The following is a 13,905-nucleotide window of genomic DNA, read 5'->3' as shown; positions in this document are numbered from 1 at the left end:
GTAGTTTTTAAATATCAGGCTATATATTCATATGGCCTGATATTATTTTATTTAAATTATCGTTTGATAATCATTAATGTTGCTGTTCCGTGCGCAAAAACTTTATTATTTTCGTCAACAATTCTTCCTTCTGTCATGACCAAAGTTTTACCTTTATTTATAATGGTTCCAATTCCTCTATAGGTTTTATTTATTTGCATTGGGCGGATCATTTTAATATTGAGGTCAGTTGTGGCAAAGCGGACACCTTTTTCCATAACAGTATGTGCTGCAGCACCAGTGACACTGTCTAATACCGTTGCACAAAAACCACCATGAACACCGCCTTGAAGGTTTATATGTTGTTGATTTGGTTTAACTTCGTAAACAATATACTCGGTTTTTACTTCAACTAATTTCATTGGGATAGTGCTTGCCATTGGAGCATGAGAAATTTCCCCATCTTTGACTGCAGTTAAAAATTCTAAGCCTGTAAGTTGATCTGTAGACATTTTAAATCCTGAATATATTGCTGGTCTAAAAAATATTTAATTTATTTATAGCATAGTTTTTTTTCAATTAAATACAACTTTGTTATTAGGTTGTTTTTTATATAGTGAAAAACTATTGTTGACCGAATAAAATTTTATTATACCTGTGTTGGTGATTTCTGTAGATTTAAGTCTAGAGTTGTTTTATTTAAATTAAAAATTCATTTTATTTTTATGATTTTTAAAAATTAAAACATTGCATTGTGATTTATTTCCAATGTACATCTTCTCTTCATTCTTAATCAGTAGAAATAATATGCGCCAAATTCATAAAATATTAGTTGCGAACCGTGGTGAAATTGCGATTCGTGTCATGCGGGCAGCATCTGAAATGGGTATTCGAACGGTTGCGATTTATGCAGAAGAAGATAAATTTGCAATGCACCGTTTCAAATCAGATGAAGCATACAGAGTCGGAGCTGGTAAGAAACCAATTGCGGCTTACTTAGATATCAAAGATATTATTAGAATTGCAGTAGAAAATAATGTGGATGCCATTCATCCTGGTTATGGGTTTTTATCAGAAAATCCAGATTTTGCAGAAGCTTGTAAAGAAGCTGGAATACTATTTATTGGGCCAGGTGCAGATGTGATGAGACAGCTTGGCAACAAAGTTATGGCGCGTAATGTCGCAGTTATAGCAGGTGTGCCAGTGGTACCCGCAACAAATGCACTGCCAGATTCGATTACAGAATGCCGAGAGATTGCTGCTAAAGTGGGTTATCCATTAATGCTGAAGGCAAGTTGGGGCGGCGGTGGCCGTGGCATGCGGGCAATTGAGCATGAAGGTGAGCTTGAAGATGCTATTCACATTGCACGCCGTGAAGCAAAATCTGCTTTTGGCAATGATGAAATTTATTTAGAGAAGCTGATTCGCCAAGCACGTCATGTTGAGGTGCAGATCCTCGGTGATACGCATAACAATATTGTTCATTTGTTTGAGCGTGATTGTACGGTACAGCGACGCAATCAAAAAGTTGTAGAGCGTGCGCCTGCCCCATATTTGAATGAAGAACAGCGTGAAAAACTCTGTGCAGCAGCCTTAAGGCTTTCAAAGGCGGTGAATTATACGCATGCTGGTACAGTTGAATTTTTAATGGATGCTGAAACAAGTGAGTTTTACTTCATTGAAGTCAATCCGCGTATTCAGGTTGAGCATACAGTCACTGAGGAAATCACAGGCATCGATATTGTTAAAGCTCAGATTCGTATTACTGAAGGGGCGAAGATCGGTGAGAAAGAAAGCTTTGTTCCTGTCCAAGAGCAAATCAAAATGCTTGGTCATGCCGTTCAATGCCGTCTGACTACTGAAGACCCTAAAAATGCTTTTATGCCAGATTATGGCAAGCTGACAGCATATCGTGCAGGGACTGGTTTTGGGGTTCGGGTCGATAGCGGGACAGCTTATACGGGTGCTGTCATCAGTCCATATTATGATTCGCTGCTTGCAAAAGTGACGGTACGTGGTTCATCTATGGATGAAGCCAATTCCCGTATGTTGAGAACCTTAAAAGAATTTAGAATCCGCGGTGTTGCGAATAATTTGGCCTTTTTGGAAAATGTGATTACCCATCCATTATTTAGTTCGGGCCAATGTACGACTAAATTTATTGATACAACACCTGAGCTGTTGAACTTTCCAATTAAACAAGACCGTGCAACAAAGCTCTTAGAGTTTTTAGGTGATATCACAGTTAATGGTCAGCCAGAGTTGAAAGGGCGACAATTATCTCAAATACAGACTTTTTCAGCACCGTTGCCGTCTTGGGAACTTAGCAATGATTCAGGTTTAACAGGTTCTAGAGAGCAATTTAAATTGCTTGGTGCAGATGGTTTCAGTCAATGGATGTTAGATCAGAAACGCGTCTTGATCACCGATACGACCATGCGTGATGCACATCAGTCATTGTTTGCGACGCGAATGCGCAGTGCAGATATGCTTGCCATTGCGCCATATTATTCAAAAATGGCAGATCAGCTATTTTCACTCGAATGCTGGGGCGGGGCGACCTTTGATGTATCGATGCGTTTCCTAAAAGAAGACCCTTGGGAGCGTTTGGAAAAACTGCGAGAAGCCGTACCAAATATTTTATTCCAAATGCTGCTTAGATCTTCAAATGCGGTGGGTTACACCAATTATCCTGATAATGTCGTACGTCATTTTATTCAGCAAGCCGCGCAGTCTGGTATTGATTTATTCCGTGTTTTTGACTCTTTAAATGCAGTGGATAATATGCGCGCAGCGATAGATGCTGTACGTGAAACAGGTATGCTTTGTGAAACCGCGATTTGCTATACCGGCGATATTTTTGATAGCAGTCGCCGCTATGATTTGAAATATTATGTCAATATGGCGAAACAGCTGGAAAAGGCTGGAGCAAATATCCTAGCAATTAAAGATATGGCCGGTATTTGTAAGCCTAAAGCTGCCTTTGAATTGATTAAAACCTTAAAAGAAGAGACAGGTTTGCCAGTTCATTTCCATACACATGATACAAGCGGGATCGCCTCAGCTAGCATTTTAGCTGCAATTGATGCGGGAGTTGATGCTGTAGATACGGCCATGGATGCAATGAGCGGTTTGACCTCACAGCCAAGTATGGGCTCCATCGTTTCGGCATTGCAAAATACTGAGCGTGATACAGGTTTAAATCAGAAAAATCTGCAAGCGTTATCTAGCTATTGGGAAGGCGTACGTAATATTTATACACCATTTGAAGCAGATATGCGTGCAGGTACAGCAGATGTTTATCATCATGAGATGCCAGGCGGTCAATATACTAACCTACGTGAACAGGCGCGCTCTTTAGGCTTAGAAGAGCAATGGTCAGATATCTCAGATGCGTATGCCCAAGTCAATTTACTGTTCGGTGATATCGTTAAAGTCACGCCGACCTCTAAAGTTGTAGGGGATATGGCTTTGTTTATGGTGTCGAATAAGTTGACGACCGAAAATGTAAAAAGCACAGACTATGCAATTGATTTCCCTGAATCTGTGATTTCGCTGTTTAAGGGTGAATTAGGTGTGCCAGCGCATGGTTTTCCTGAAGATTTGCAACGAAAAATTTTAAAAGGTGAACAGCCTTTAAGCGACCGTCCTGGTGCACTTTTGCCTGCAGTTGATTTAGAGGAGGAAAAGAAAAATGTTGAAAAACTTTTAGGCCAACCTATTCGTGAGCAAGAATTTGCTTCTTATTTGATGTATCCAAAAGTATTTATGGAATTTATGCAGCATAAGCAGAAATATGGTGCAGTATCCAATATACCTTCGACTGCATTCTTTTATGGCTTAAAGGAAAATGAAGCTGTTGAAGTTCCGCTTGAAAAAGGCAAAATGCTAGAAATTGAACTTCTAGCGCAATCCCAAGCGAAGAATGGAAACGTTGATTTATTTATTGAATTAAATGGTCAGTTGAGGTTGCTGCAAATTCAGCAAACTGGACAAGTGTCAGAGCAGAGCCGTACTCAAGCTGAATCAGGAAATGCGCAGCATGTTGGAGCACCAATGCCGGGTATGATTAGTACTGTTGCTGTGAAACAAGGGCAGAAAGTAGAGAAAGGAGAAACTTTATTTACTGTTGAGGCAATGAAAATGGAGTTGGCGGTTAAAGCGGAAGTGGATTGTATTATTCAAGACATTTTATTGAATTCGGGTCAATCTGTAAAAACCATGGATTTGGTGATGACATTATCCTAAGAGAAAATAAATTCAAGAAAGCCCAGATTTGCAATCTGGGTTTTCGTTTATACTAATTTATTAATTGAGCCATGTTGTCATTCAATAAGGTGTAATCAGGTGGGGTAGTAGTAGCACCTGAAATAAGCATGTTTTGCTGTCTGTAACATCCAGCATTGTCATTATCAATATTTTTAAGAATTAGTTGATGGATGTTCTGGACTTGCCATTCAGAAAAAGGCTCTTCTTTACGAATAAAGCCTTCTACATAGTAAATCGCATTTCTACGGTTAATTGCCTCGAAATGTGCTCGTAATGCTTTCCCGCCAACAGTAATACCTTCCAACACAACTTTTGTTTCTAGCAATGTCAGTGTATTGGCTGCAATTGCATTTGAATGGTATGTCCAGCGAACAATAAGATTTTTTTTACAATTGCAGGAGAAAGGGGACGATGCTGATCTAATTTTGTTTTTAAAGTATCTATAATGTCAAACATAACTTTTTATCTACAGTTGAATTTTTAAATGATACATATTAAAAGAAATGTTATAACATTTCTTTTAATATTAAATGTATACGTGTTAAAATCAGTACACCATTTCAAATCCTGTTAATGGATTTGAACAAAATAAATTTTGTGATTCAATGCGCTAAATCTAATTTGGGTAAAAAATGGGTACAGGTAAAATGCTATTGACTTTATGGTTCACTAAATCAATAGTTTAGGAGTTGAGTTCAATTGACGCCATCTCCACCAAATTCCTAAAAAAGCCTTTAAGCTTAATGTTTAAAGGCTTTTTTTATTGGCTGTATTGCCTGTCGCTTGAGCAGTGCACCCCAATTTTTGCCTTTTACGGGTAATTATTGGAACAATTTATCCATTTAATTTTTAGTCTAGATAATGGGTATATAGATCAACTCATTGATACGAAATACAGAAAAGCATAGGCCCAAGATAAGTATTACCGCCTTTCAAATAAAAATGGCTTATCACCATTAGTCACAACCATTGGACAAAAATAAAGAAATGTATGCTATACCGTTCAAGGTGAACGCAATTCTGAGTCATTCAGTCTATATCCTGAGGGGGAGTTTAAAGAAAGCAAGAGAGCTTGCCATTGAACTGAAATAAATGTATTACAAGTCAGTCTATTACAAATATATCAAGCTATTTTTTAAAGTGGTCGTTGAGAATCAAAGAATAAATAGTCATGATCTAAAAATGATAATTTGCTTTATTCAACTCTTTTGAGACAACAGTGTAATCTTTAATCCCTTAGGAAAATTCGGCTCAAATTGGATGGTATAAGCATATTGTTTCAGCATTATTTTGACCAAAGATAAGCCCAGTCCATGACCTTTCTGCTGAGCCGATTTACGCCAAAAACGTTGCCCTAAGTAACGAATGTCTTCGGTATTTAAATGTGGACCATTATCTTGAATGCAAAACGTATTTTCCTGCATGCTCACCTCAATCCCATCAGCGTTTGCATGCAATAAGGCATTTTCAAGTAGGTTTTTAACAACGGTATATAAGACAAATTCAGGTAATGCTAAATCACCAAGACTGTGCCAATCGACTTGAATTTTAGAGGTTGCTTCAGGATAAATGAGCGCTAAATCATGAATTACCTGAGCAACAACAGGTTTAATTTGAATGCTTGCTGTGATTTGTTCAAAAGATTGATCGGTATTCGACAGCATCAGTAATTGTTCAAGTAATTCAGAATAACGATGAATACTTTGATTGGCTTGATCCAAGCTATATTGCAATTTCATATTGCCGTCCGTTTTCGCCATCAGTTGTGCCAATTGCACATTGGTTTTAATTGCGGTTAAAGGACTCCGTAATTCATGCGCAGCGTATGCACTAAAGACTTTTTCATTTTCAAGACTTTGATGCAGTTTATGGACTAAGCGATTCGAATTTTGCACAAAAGGGTAGACCTCTGAGGGCATGGTATTGGCATCTAAGCTCGTTAAATATTGGCTTGCCTCATTGAGCGATAAATTTGACTGACTTAAATCGCTTGCAACCTGATCCAAGGCTTTAAATTCTCGACGAATAATCAAAACAATTAAGCCGATACACAACAATAATGACAAGATCAGCGGAATTAAGACCGATTGCAAAATCTGTTTTAGCAAAGACTCCCGCAAAAACATACGCTCTGCAGCCACCACTTGAATCTCACCACGGCGTAACACATAACTGCGCCATTGCGTCTCACCTTGTTGCCAAGTACTAAAACCAACTGCTTGCTGACTTAAATCTTTAGGTGCACCGCGTGTTTTGGCAATCACATGCTGTCCTACACTGATGTCAGAGCTAAATAAAGATACTTCGCAAGCGATCAATGGTTCTTGATCTGTGGAATCAAGTTGTTGGGCTAAGGCAGACTCATCCAAACTTTGCAGTGGTAATTGTTGAATCAGTCGTGCGACCATTTGTGCGGAGGCATGCAAACGTTGATCTAAGGTGTCCTGAAGACGCTTTTGTAAGTCGATATACAGCCAAACAAATACTACACTCCATAAGCCGATCATCAAGGCAAAAAGACTACTGACCAAGCGCCATTTTAAGCTGTGTGATTTTTGCATGGAATTGACTCAGGAATTTTAAACATATAACCGACGCCCCGAATGGTCTGAATATAGTCCGCATTCAATTTTTGCCGTAAATGATAAATATGGACATTCAAGGCATTACTTTCGATAGTGTCTTGAAAGCCGTATAACTTATCTAACAGCACTTCGTTTTTAAGTACTTGATTTGGATGGCTCATCAAGGTTTCAAGCAAACTGTATTCACGTCGTGAAAGCTGAATCATTTGATCTTGATAATGGACTTCTTGAGTGTCTTTATTGAGCTTTAAGTGGTCAAATTGAATGACATTCGATGAAAAACCGCGGTGACGTCGGGTGAGTGCATGAACCCGTGCAATTAGTTCATCCAGTTCAAAAGGCTTGGTTAAATAGTCATCGGCACCGACATTTAATGCCTCAACACATTGTTGGGTCTGTAACCGTGCGGTTAAAACCAAAACAGGGATATGGATCTGATCTCTGCGCCATGATCGCAGTAAGTCTAAACCATCTTGGTCAGGTAAGCCTAAATCCAGCAAACATAGATCGACCGCACTGTGGCGGATAAAATAATCTGCATCACGCGCATGACTCACATGTTCTACTGAAATATTTAAAAAATCCAATGTGGCACAAATACTTGAGGCAATATATGGATCATCTTCAACCAAAACAACAAACATAGCGTTTTCCTGACTTCCTGCCTGTATTTTATAAATGATTTATCTTGTTAATGCTCCCTTAATTTATGCTTTTGCATAATCAACCAAAATAGATTTATGTCGGGTATTAAAGTCATCTATGCGTATAGGGTTAGTAAGGTTGTGTGGAATATTCAGCATTTTGAGTATGCAAAGCGCATTGGCTGATTTTTTACCCCCTGATCAAGCATTTGCTTTTCAGGCTGTATCGACAGCGCAAGACCAAGCCAGCTTCACGTGGCGTATTGCTGATGGTTATTATCTGTATCATGATCAGCTTAAAGTCATTGAAAATGGCAAAGCATTATCACTGCAACTGCCTCGTCCACAGCAAAAAGATGACCCCAATTTCGGCATGACCGACGTACATTATGGGCAAGTGCAAGCGACTGTCGCCATGCAACCGAAGCAAAGCTATAAAATTGAATGGCAAGGCTGTGCCGAAAGTGGCTTATGTTATCCAGTACAGCGTACAACCATTCACACCGATGCCGATGGATTATTGCCTGAAAGCAAGCTGAGTCAGCAAAGTATAACGCAAAAGAAATTATTAGATGCAGTCACATCGTCGTCATTACCCAATACTGCAATGCCTGCAGATCCACAGGCGAAAAACACTGAAACTGTAACAGTTGTAACGCCAGCAAATACAGCAGAAGTCAAAGCGGATGAAAATGGTTTAAGTCCCTCTTCTGAAGTGACTGCTTTAACAGAACCTAGCGAAGCCAGTGCGCCAGAGCTAGATGATTCCTTGATGATGCAGGCAAGTTCTGAATCTGTGACTACAACGAATGGTGAACAGCGTACGAAGCAGGTCGATTGGAACAACGACCAGTACTTCTTTTATTTACTTTCAACAGACAATATTGCACTGAATCTGATCATTTTTTTAGGTTTAGGTGTATTGCTCGCATTCTTACCATGTTCCTTACCACTGATTCCGATCTTATCCAGTATTTTAGTGCAACGTCATCGTGGCTATCGTGCCGGCATGATTGCAGGTGTCTTTGTGGTCGGAATGGCATTGATTTATGCCTTGATGGGTTTAGCTGTGGCAGGACTCGGCTATAACTTCCAACGTTGGTTACAAAGTCCCATATTTATTGGGTTATTTGCCGTGATGTTCGTGCTGTTTGCATTGAATTTATTTGGCGTATTCCAGTTGTCTTTACCACAAGGTGTATTACAGCGTTTAGATCAATGGCAACAACGACAAAAAGATGGAACCTTATGGGGTTCATTCATTATGGGCATGATCTCTGCGCTAATTGTCGGACCCTGTATGAGTGCGCCATTGGCAGGGGCTTTGCTGTTTGTTGCGCAATTGCCTGAACCGTGGATGGGGGCTAGTTACCTGTTTATTCTAGGTCTAGGTGTGGGCTTACCATTGTTGATTGCCTGTGTGTTTGGTGCACAGTACTTACCCAAACCAGGCGTGTGGATGGATCGTCTGAAATTCACTTTCGGTTTTGTCATGCTGTTGTTGGCGGTGTATTTCCTGCGTCCTTTACTGCCGAGCGTGGTTTATTTGACGTTGATGGGACTCTTATTCATCAGTATCACCGTTTACATTTTATGGAAGATACGTCCGCATATTTCGCAGATGCCGACGCAACTACTGTTGATTGCTATGAGCTTAGCTACTGCAATATCGGGTGGATGGTATGTCACGCAAGCATGGTCACAACTGAATACGACACAAGCCACAACATTAGTCGCATGGCAAAAAGTACGTACCCAAGCTGAGCTTGAACAGGCACTCAATCAAGTCAAAGGACAAGCAGTGCTCATAGATGTGTATGCCGATTGGTGTGTGGCTTGTCAGCCGATTGAAAAAGAGGTGTTGCCTCGTGCCGATGTACAAACAGCTTTAGATACTGTTGCTCGAATCAAACTCGATTTAACTGAATATGAAGCAAGTCAAGATATTGTCCTGAAAGACTGGCAGATTTTAGGACCTCCAACCATGATTTTCTTAGATGTACAGCATCAAGAGCAGCGCAATCTACGTTTGACGGGTACCTTTAGTGCAGCGCAAATCTTGAGCCGATTAAACCGAGGTACACCGCCATGATCTCAAGCGAAGCACTGCATCTTGGACCATTCATGTTGCCATGGGGATTGTTATGTTTGGTGTTGGCTTTGCTGATCACTGCCATGGTTGGACGAAAAATCGGGCAACAAGCACAGTGGTCAACCGAAATCCAACAGCGTTTTCAAGATTCGATTTGGAGCAGTGTTTGGATCGGATTAATAGGTGCACGCCTAGTCTTTATTGCATTGAATCTGGAATCTTATCTCGCATCGCCCATTGATATGCTGAAAATTCAAGACAAAGGGTTTCATCTGATTGGCGGGATAATTATTGGAAGTGCATGGTTTTGGTGGCGAAATTCGGCCATTGCGAACAAAGCAAAGGCCACATTATTGCTGATCTTTGTCATGCTCGTGGGGGCAGGATGGACAGCACAAAAAATCACGCATCAAGACAGCCATTATCCAAGTTTAAGTTTTCCAAGTCTGAACCTAGCCAGTCAAGGTCGGTCAGAAATGATTGCGCTAAAACAATTTCAAGGTCAGCCCACGGTTGTGAATTTATGGGCGAGTTGGTGTCCGCCGTGTCATCGTGAAATGCCTGTATTACAGCGTGCGCAGGATCAATATCCTGAGGTGCATTTTGTCATGCTCAATCAAGGTGAAGAGGTCGATACCGTCCGTGCTTATCTCACAAAACATCACTTCAGTTTTAAACACGTTCTGCTAGATGTGCAGGGTGAAATGCCACAAGCAGTGAACAGTTTAGGTTTACCCACTACCTTATTTTTTAATGCACAAGGTCAGTTAATTGAGCGTCATCAAGGCGAACTCAGTCAAGCGATGTTGCAACAATACTTAAAGAAAATGAATCCATAAATTAATCATAGGATATGCGTCATGAATACTTTACTTAAAACCAGTTTATTCATCGGAACACTGTTGACGGTAGCATGTGGTGTCAGTGCTAATCCGAATACTATTAAAAAACAACTCGAAAAAGAAGGCTTTCAATTTGTAAAACAAATTCCTGCACCCGAAGGTTTAACAGGTTGGGTAGGGCATGAAGATCAATATTCCAATACCATTTTTATTTCTAAAGATGGTAAATATTATATAAAAGGTGAGTTGTTTGATGCCCAAGGCAATAATCTTTCAAACACCCAAATTGAAACCCATATGAAAAAAGCCATTTTGGATGATGTATGGAAAACATTAGAAGACTCAACCTGGATTCAAGATGGCAAAACCGATGCGCCACGTATTGTCTATGTATTCTCAGATCCGAATTGCACGTATTGCCATAAATTTTGGCAAGAAGCACGTCCTTGGGTAAAGGCAGGTAAGGTACAATTACGTCATATTCAGGTCGGCATTATTCGTGAAGAAAGTCGTGCTCAGGTGGCAACTTTGCTGATGTCAAAAAATCCAACAGCCGTATTTAATGATATCAATGTCAATCGTGGCAAAAAGCGCCTTAAACCAGCAGAAAATATTCCTTTAGAGATTGCAGAAAAAATTGATTTTAACCAAAGCTTAATGGGCAAATATGGTTTCTTCTCAACACCATCCATTGCTTGGCGTGACAGCAAGGGGAACTTCCAGTCTGCACAAGGGATGCCGAGTGATCTCAAAGAAATATTTGAAAAATAAGGAAAATAGATGCTCACCAAGCCAACACAACAGCGCGTCTAAGATCATGCTAAGCTCAACGTCAACGACTTAAACATCAGGGGGCGCAATGTCAAATTTACAAGATCCACGCGTATTGTTCGCTTTGGAACGTACAGCATTGGCATGGAACCGCAGTGGTTTAGCCCTGATAGCCTTTGGTTTTGTGATTGAAAAATCAAATGTATTGCTACAACTACTGCACCCTGAGGAATATCAGCACAAAATTATCTATGGACAGTGGCTTGGCATTGCCGTGATTGTGTTTGGTTTATTGGTGAACTTTGCCTCAATTTTGCAATATCGTCGAGGATTAAGCTCATTAACCGAACAGGAATTTATTGAGGATTATCATACACAACATCCCGTGTGGCTGAATTTATTGACCATGCTGACTGGGTTTTTGCTGATCATCTCATTTTGGATTTACTAAACTTGGCTGAGCTTCCATACAAAAGCATGCACAAAAATGTTTATTCCTGACAGTACAATTGATACAGCGTTTGCATAATACCCAGCACTTTAGGGTCTGCCAATTGATAAAAAATTTGTTTGCCTTCACGACGTGTCGAGACAATTTTATTGTTCCGTAAAACGGTCAATTGTTGTGATAGGGTCGGCTGATGAATATCAGTACATTCCTCAATTTGCTGAACATTTAATTCGCCATTGATCAACACACATAAAATTTTTAAACGGTCAGGATTTGATAACACTTTCAAACAATTGGAAACGGTATCAACCTGCGTAAATTCAATTTTTAAGTTATCGAATGCGATGTTCATAACGTCTAACCTGAATCATAAAAAGCAAAAGGAGCAAAGTATATCGAGATAATAACATAAAATGACTTGATTAATATATAATATTATATAATATAAGTTTAAATATTGTTTATGGCGCGTTAACTATGCATGATTTTGTGACAGCGTTTCTTGGTGGTGCTCTGTTGGGTATAGCAGTGGTGGGTTATTTGTATGTCCATGGGCGTATTGCAGGCATCAGTGGCTTGATTGCGCAGGTACTGAATCCACAGACGATTTTTAAAACGCCTGCAGTGTGGTTTCTTTCAGGCTTGATCATCACGCCATTTATTTATGGTCTTTTTGTACAACCAGAGATTATCGTGTCTGCTAGCCCAATAATGATGATTATTGCTGGTTTACTAGTGGGTTTTGGTACCCGCTTAGGTTCTGGTTGTACCAGTGGTCACGGTATTTGTGGGATTAGCCGATTATCTAAACGTTCCATCATTGCAACTATGACCTTTATGTTTGCAGGCTTTATTGCTGTATATGTCGTTCGTCACTTGATTGGAGCATTCTAAAATGAAAAACTTTTTAGCTTTTGTATTTGGTTCGCTTTTTTCAGTAGGTTTGATGTTCTCTGGCATGTCTAATCCGCAAAAAGTGATCGATTTTTTAGATATATTTGGTAATTGGGATGCAAGCCTTGCCTTTGTCATGATGGGGGCAATTGCTGTGGCATTTATTCCATTCCAAAAAGCGGTACGTAGCAGTGCACCAACCACAGTATTTAATGAGCAGATTGATTTACCAAGTAACAATAAAATTGATTCAAAGCTTATTATCGGTGCCTTAATATTTGGTGCAGGATGGGGGATTGCCGGCATTTGCCCAGCGCCAAGTTTCACCTTAATTGGCTTAGGACATTATCAAGTTTTATATTTTATAGGGGCGATGCTTGCAGGCGTGTTGATTCACCGTAAATGGTCAGGAGCTTAACTATGCAACAACCGATTGTTCAGGATTTTTTTGATCAAGCGACCAATACATTTAGTTATGTGGTGAGTGATCCGGTAACCAAGCGCTGCGCTATCATTGACAGTGTTTTGGACTATGATGCGGCTTCGGCAACCACCTCGACCACCCATGCTGATGCAATCATTGCATATGTCAAAGTACAAGATTTAAAAGTAGATTGGATTTTGGAAACCCATGTGCATGCCGATCATTTGACTGCAGCACAGTATTTAAAATCTGTACTCGGTGGCAAAATTGCCATGAGTCATCACATTGCCTTGGTGCAAGAAGCCTTTAGTGCCATTTATAATTTAGATATCAAGCAGTTTAATGCTCAACAACCATTTGATTATTTATTTGATGATCATGAGCATTTTCATATTGGTGAGCTAGAGGCATATAACATCCCGACACCAGGTCATACGCCTGCATGTTTAAGTTATGTAGTGGGTGATGCAGTTTTTGTGGGTGATACTTTATTTATGCCAGATTATGGCACAGCACGTTGTGATTTTCCGCGTGGTAGTGCAGATTCCTTATTTGATTCGGTGCAAAAACTGTATCAATTGCCAGCGTCCACCCGGGTGTTCTTGTGCCATGACTATTTGCCAAAAACGCGTGATGAATATCACTGCCAAACCGATATTAAAACGCAAAAAGAGCACAATATTCATATTCATGAGGGAACTACAAAATCTGAATTTGTGCAGATGCGTCATGAGCGGGATGCAACATTAAGTATGCCTAAACTGATTTTGCCGTCGATTCAAATCAATATGAAAGCGGGTCAATTTCCCGAACCTGAAGAAAATGGGGTGTCGTATTTAAAGTTACCGCTTAATTTTTTTAAAACCTAAAAATATTGTATTTCAAATTATTAAAGACTTATTTATGTCTTTATCTTAAAAATTCATATTTATATCTTTAAAGTGAATATTCACT

Annotated in this window: 12 protein-coding genes and 1 pseudogene; 8 read left to right on the top strand and 5 right to left on the bottom strand. The window is 39.8% G+C overall.

Going from position 1 to position 13,905, the window contains the following annotated elements; genetic code table 11:
* Window positions 1-56 precede the first annotated feature (56 nt).
* Window positions 57-491 carry a PaaI family thioesterase gene (locus tag FTU22_RS00675; RefSeq protein ID WP_180007410.1) on the bottom strand — a complete coding sequence of 145 codons (435 nt, stop codon included), beginning with the start codon at window positions 489-491 and terminating at the stop codon, window positions 57-59.
* A 295-nt stretch (window positions 492-786) separates the two neighbouring features.
* On the opposite strand from FTU22_RS00675, the gene FTU22_RS00670 reads away from it, so the two are divergent.
* The gene (locus tag FTU22_RS00670) at window positions 787-4,227 is read left to right on the top strand and encodes a pyruvate carboxylase (RefSeq protein WP_180007411.1); all 3,441 of its coding nucleotides are present in this window, start codon (window positions 787-789) and stop codon (window positions 4,225-4,227) included.
* A gap of 55 nt (window positions 4,228-4,282) precedes the next feature.
* On the opposite strand, the pseudogene FTU22_RS00665 reads toward FTU22_RS00670, so the two are convergent.
* The 3 genes and pseudogenes from FTU22_RS00665 to FTU22_RS00655 form a co-directional block, all read right to left on the bottom strand.
* Window positions 4,283-4,704 (bottom strand): annotated as a pseudogene (locus tag FTU22_RS00665) (Fic family protein); the annotation flags it as partial.
* 743 nt (window positions 4,705-5,447) lie between these two features.
* Window positions 5,448-6,809 carry an ATP-binding protein gene (locus tag FTU22_RS00660; RefSeq protein WP_180092336.1) on the bottom strand — a complete coding sequence of 454 codons (1,362 nt, stop codon included), beginning with the start codon at window positions 6,807-6,809 and terminating at the stop codon, window positions 5,448-5,450.
* Window positions 6,788-7,477: a response regulator transcription factor gene (locus tag FTU22_RS00655; protein ID WP_180092333.1), complete on the bottom strand. Its 690-nt coding sequence runs from the start codon at window positions 7,475-7,477 to the stop codon at window positions 6,788-6,790. Before FTU22_RS00655 ends, FTU22_RS00660 begins: the two co-directional genes overlap by 22 nt.
* 166 nt (window positions 7,478-7,643) lie before the next feature.
* Here FTU22_RS00655 and dsbD point away from each other — a divergent pair, with 166 nt between their 5' ends.
* The 4 genes from dsbD (at window position 7,644) to FTU22_RS00635 (ending at window position 11,633) form a co-directional block, all read left to right on the top strand.
* Window positions 7,644-9,569: a protein-disulfide reductase DsbD gene (gene dsbD / locus FTU22_RS00650; RefSeq protein WP_257225859.1), complete on the top strand. Its 1,926-nt coding sequence runs from the start codon at window positions 7,644-7,646 to the stop codon at window positions 9,567-9,569.
* A complete protein-coding gene (locus FTU22_RS00645) occupies window positions 9,566-10,408 on the top strand; it encodes a TlpA disulfide reductase family protein (protein ID WP_180092327.1) in 843 nt (280 codons plus the stop codon). The genes dsbD and FTU22_RS00645 overlap by 4 nt, the downstream gene beginning before the upstream one ends.
* A gap of 21 nt (window positions 10,409-10,429) precedes the next feature.
* Window positions 10,430-11,182: a thiol:disulfide interchange protein DsbG gene (gene dsbG / locus FTU22_RS00640; protein WP_180092324.1), complete on the top strand. Its 753-nt coding sequence runs from the start codon at window positions 10,430-10,432 to the stop codon at window positions 11,180-11,182.
* Between the two features lie 88 nt (window positions 11,183-11,270).
* Window positions 11,271-11,633 carry a YidH family protein gene (locus tag FTU22_RS00635; protein WP_180035492.1) on the top strand — a complete coding sequence of 121 codons (363 nt, stop codon included), beginning with the start codon at window positions 11,271-11,273 and terminating at the stop codon, window positions 11,631-11,633.
* Between the two features lie 40 nt (window positions 11,634-11,673).
* Here FTU22_RS00635 and FTU22_RS00630 read toward each other — a convergent pair whose 3' ends face one another.
* Window positions 11,674-11,985, bottom strand: a complete 312-nt coding sequence (locus tag FTU22_RS00630; protein ID WP_078193081.1) for a metalloregulator ArsR/SmtB family transcription factor — start codon at window positions 11,983-11,985, stop codon at window positions 11,674-11,676.
* A 125-nt stretch (window positions 11,986-12,110) separates the two neighbouring features.
* Between FTU22_RS00630 and FTU22_RS00625 the strand changes: the two genes are divergently transcribed.
* The 3 genes from FTU22_RS00625 to FTU22_RS00615 are packed head-to-tail and all read left to right on the top strand — an operon-like array spanning window position 12,111 to window position 13,820.
* Window positions 12,111-12,527 (top strand): YeeE/YedE family protein, encoded by a 417-nt coding sequence (locus FTU22_RS00625; RefSeq protein WP_180035493.1) that lies wholly within the window; start codon window positions 12,111-12,113, stop codon window positions 12,525-12,527.
* 1 nt (window position 12,528) lies between these two features.
* Entirely contained in the window at window positions 12,529-12,945 is a 417-nt protein-coding gene (locus tag FTU22_RS00620; protein WP_180092321.1) for a DUF6691 family protein, read from the top strand.
* Between the two features lie 2 nt (window positions 12,946-12,947).
* Window positions 12,948-13,820, top strand: a complete 873-nt coding sequence (locus tag FTU22_RS00615; RefSeq protein WP_180092317.1) for an MBL fold metallo-hydrolase — start codon at window positions 12,948-12,950, stop codon at window positions 13,818-13,820.
* The last annotated feature ends 85 nt before the right edge of the window (window positions 13,821-13,905 follow it).

It is taken from the genome of Acinetobacter sp. YH12076 (assembly GCF_013419525.1).
Classification (GTDB): Bacteria; Pseudomonadota; Gammaproteobacteria; order Pseudomonadales; family Moraxellaceae; genus Acinetobacter; species Acinetobacter amyesii.
This window is presented reverse-complemented; position numbering and strand designations above follow the sequence as displayed.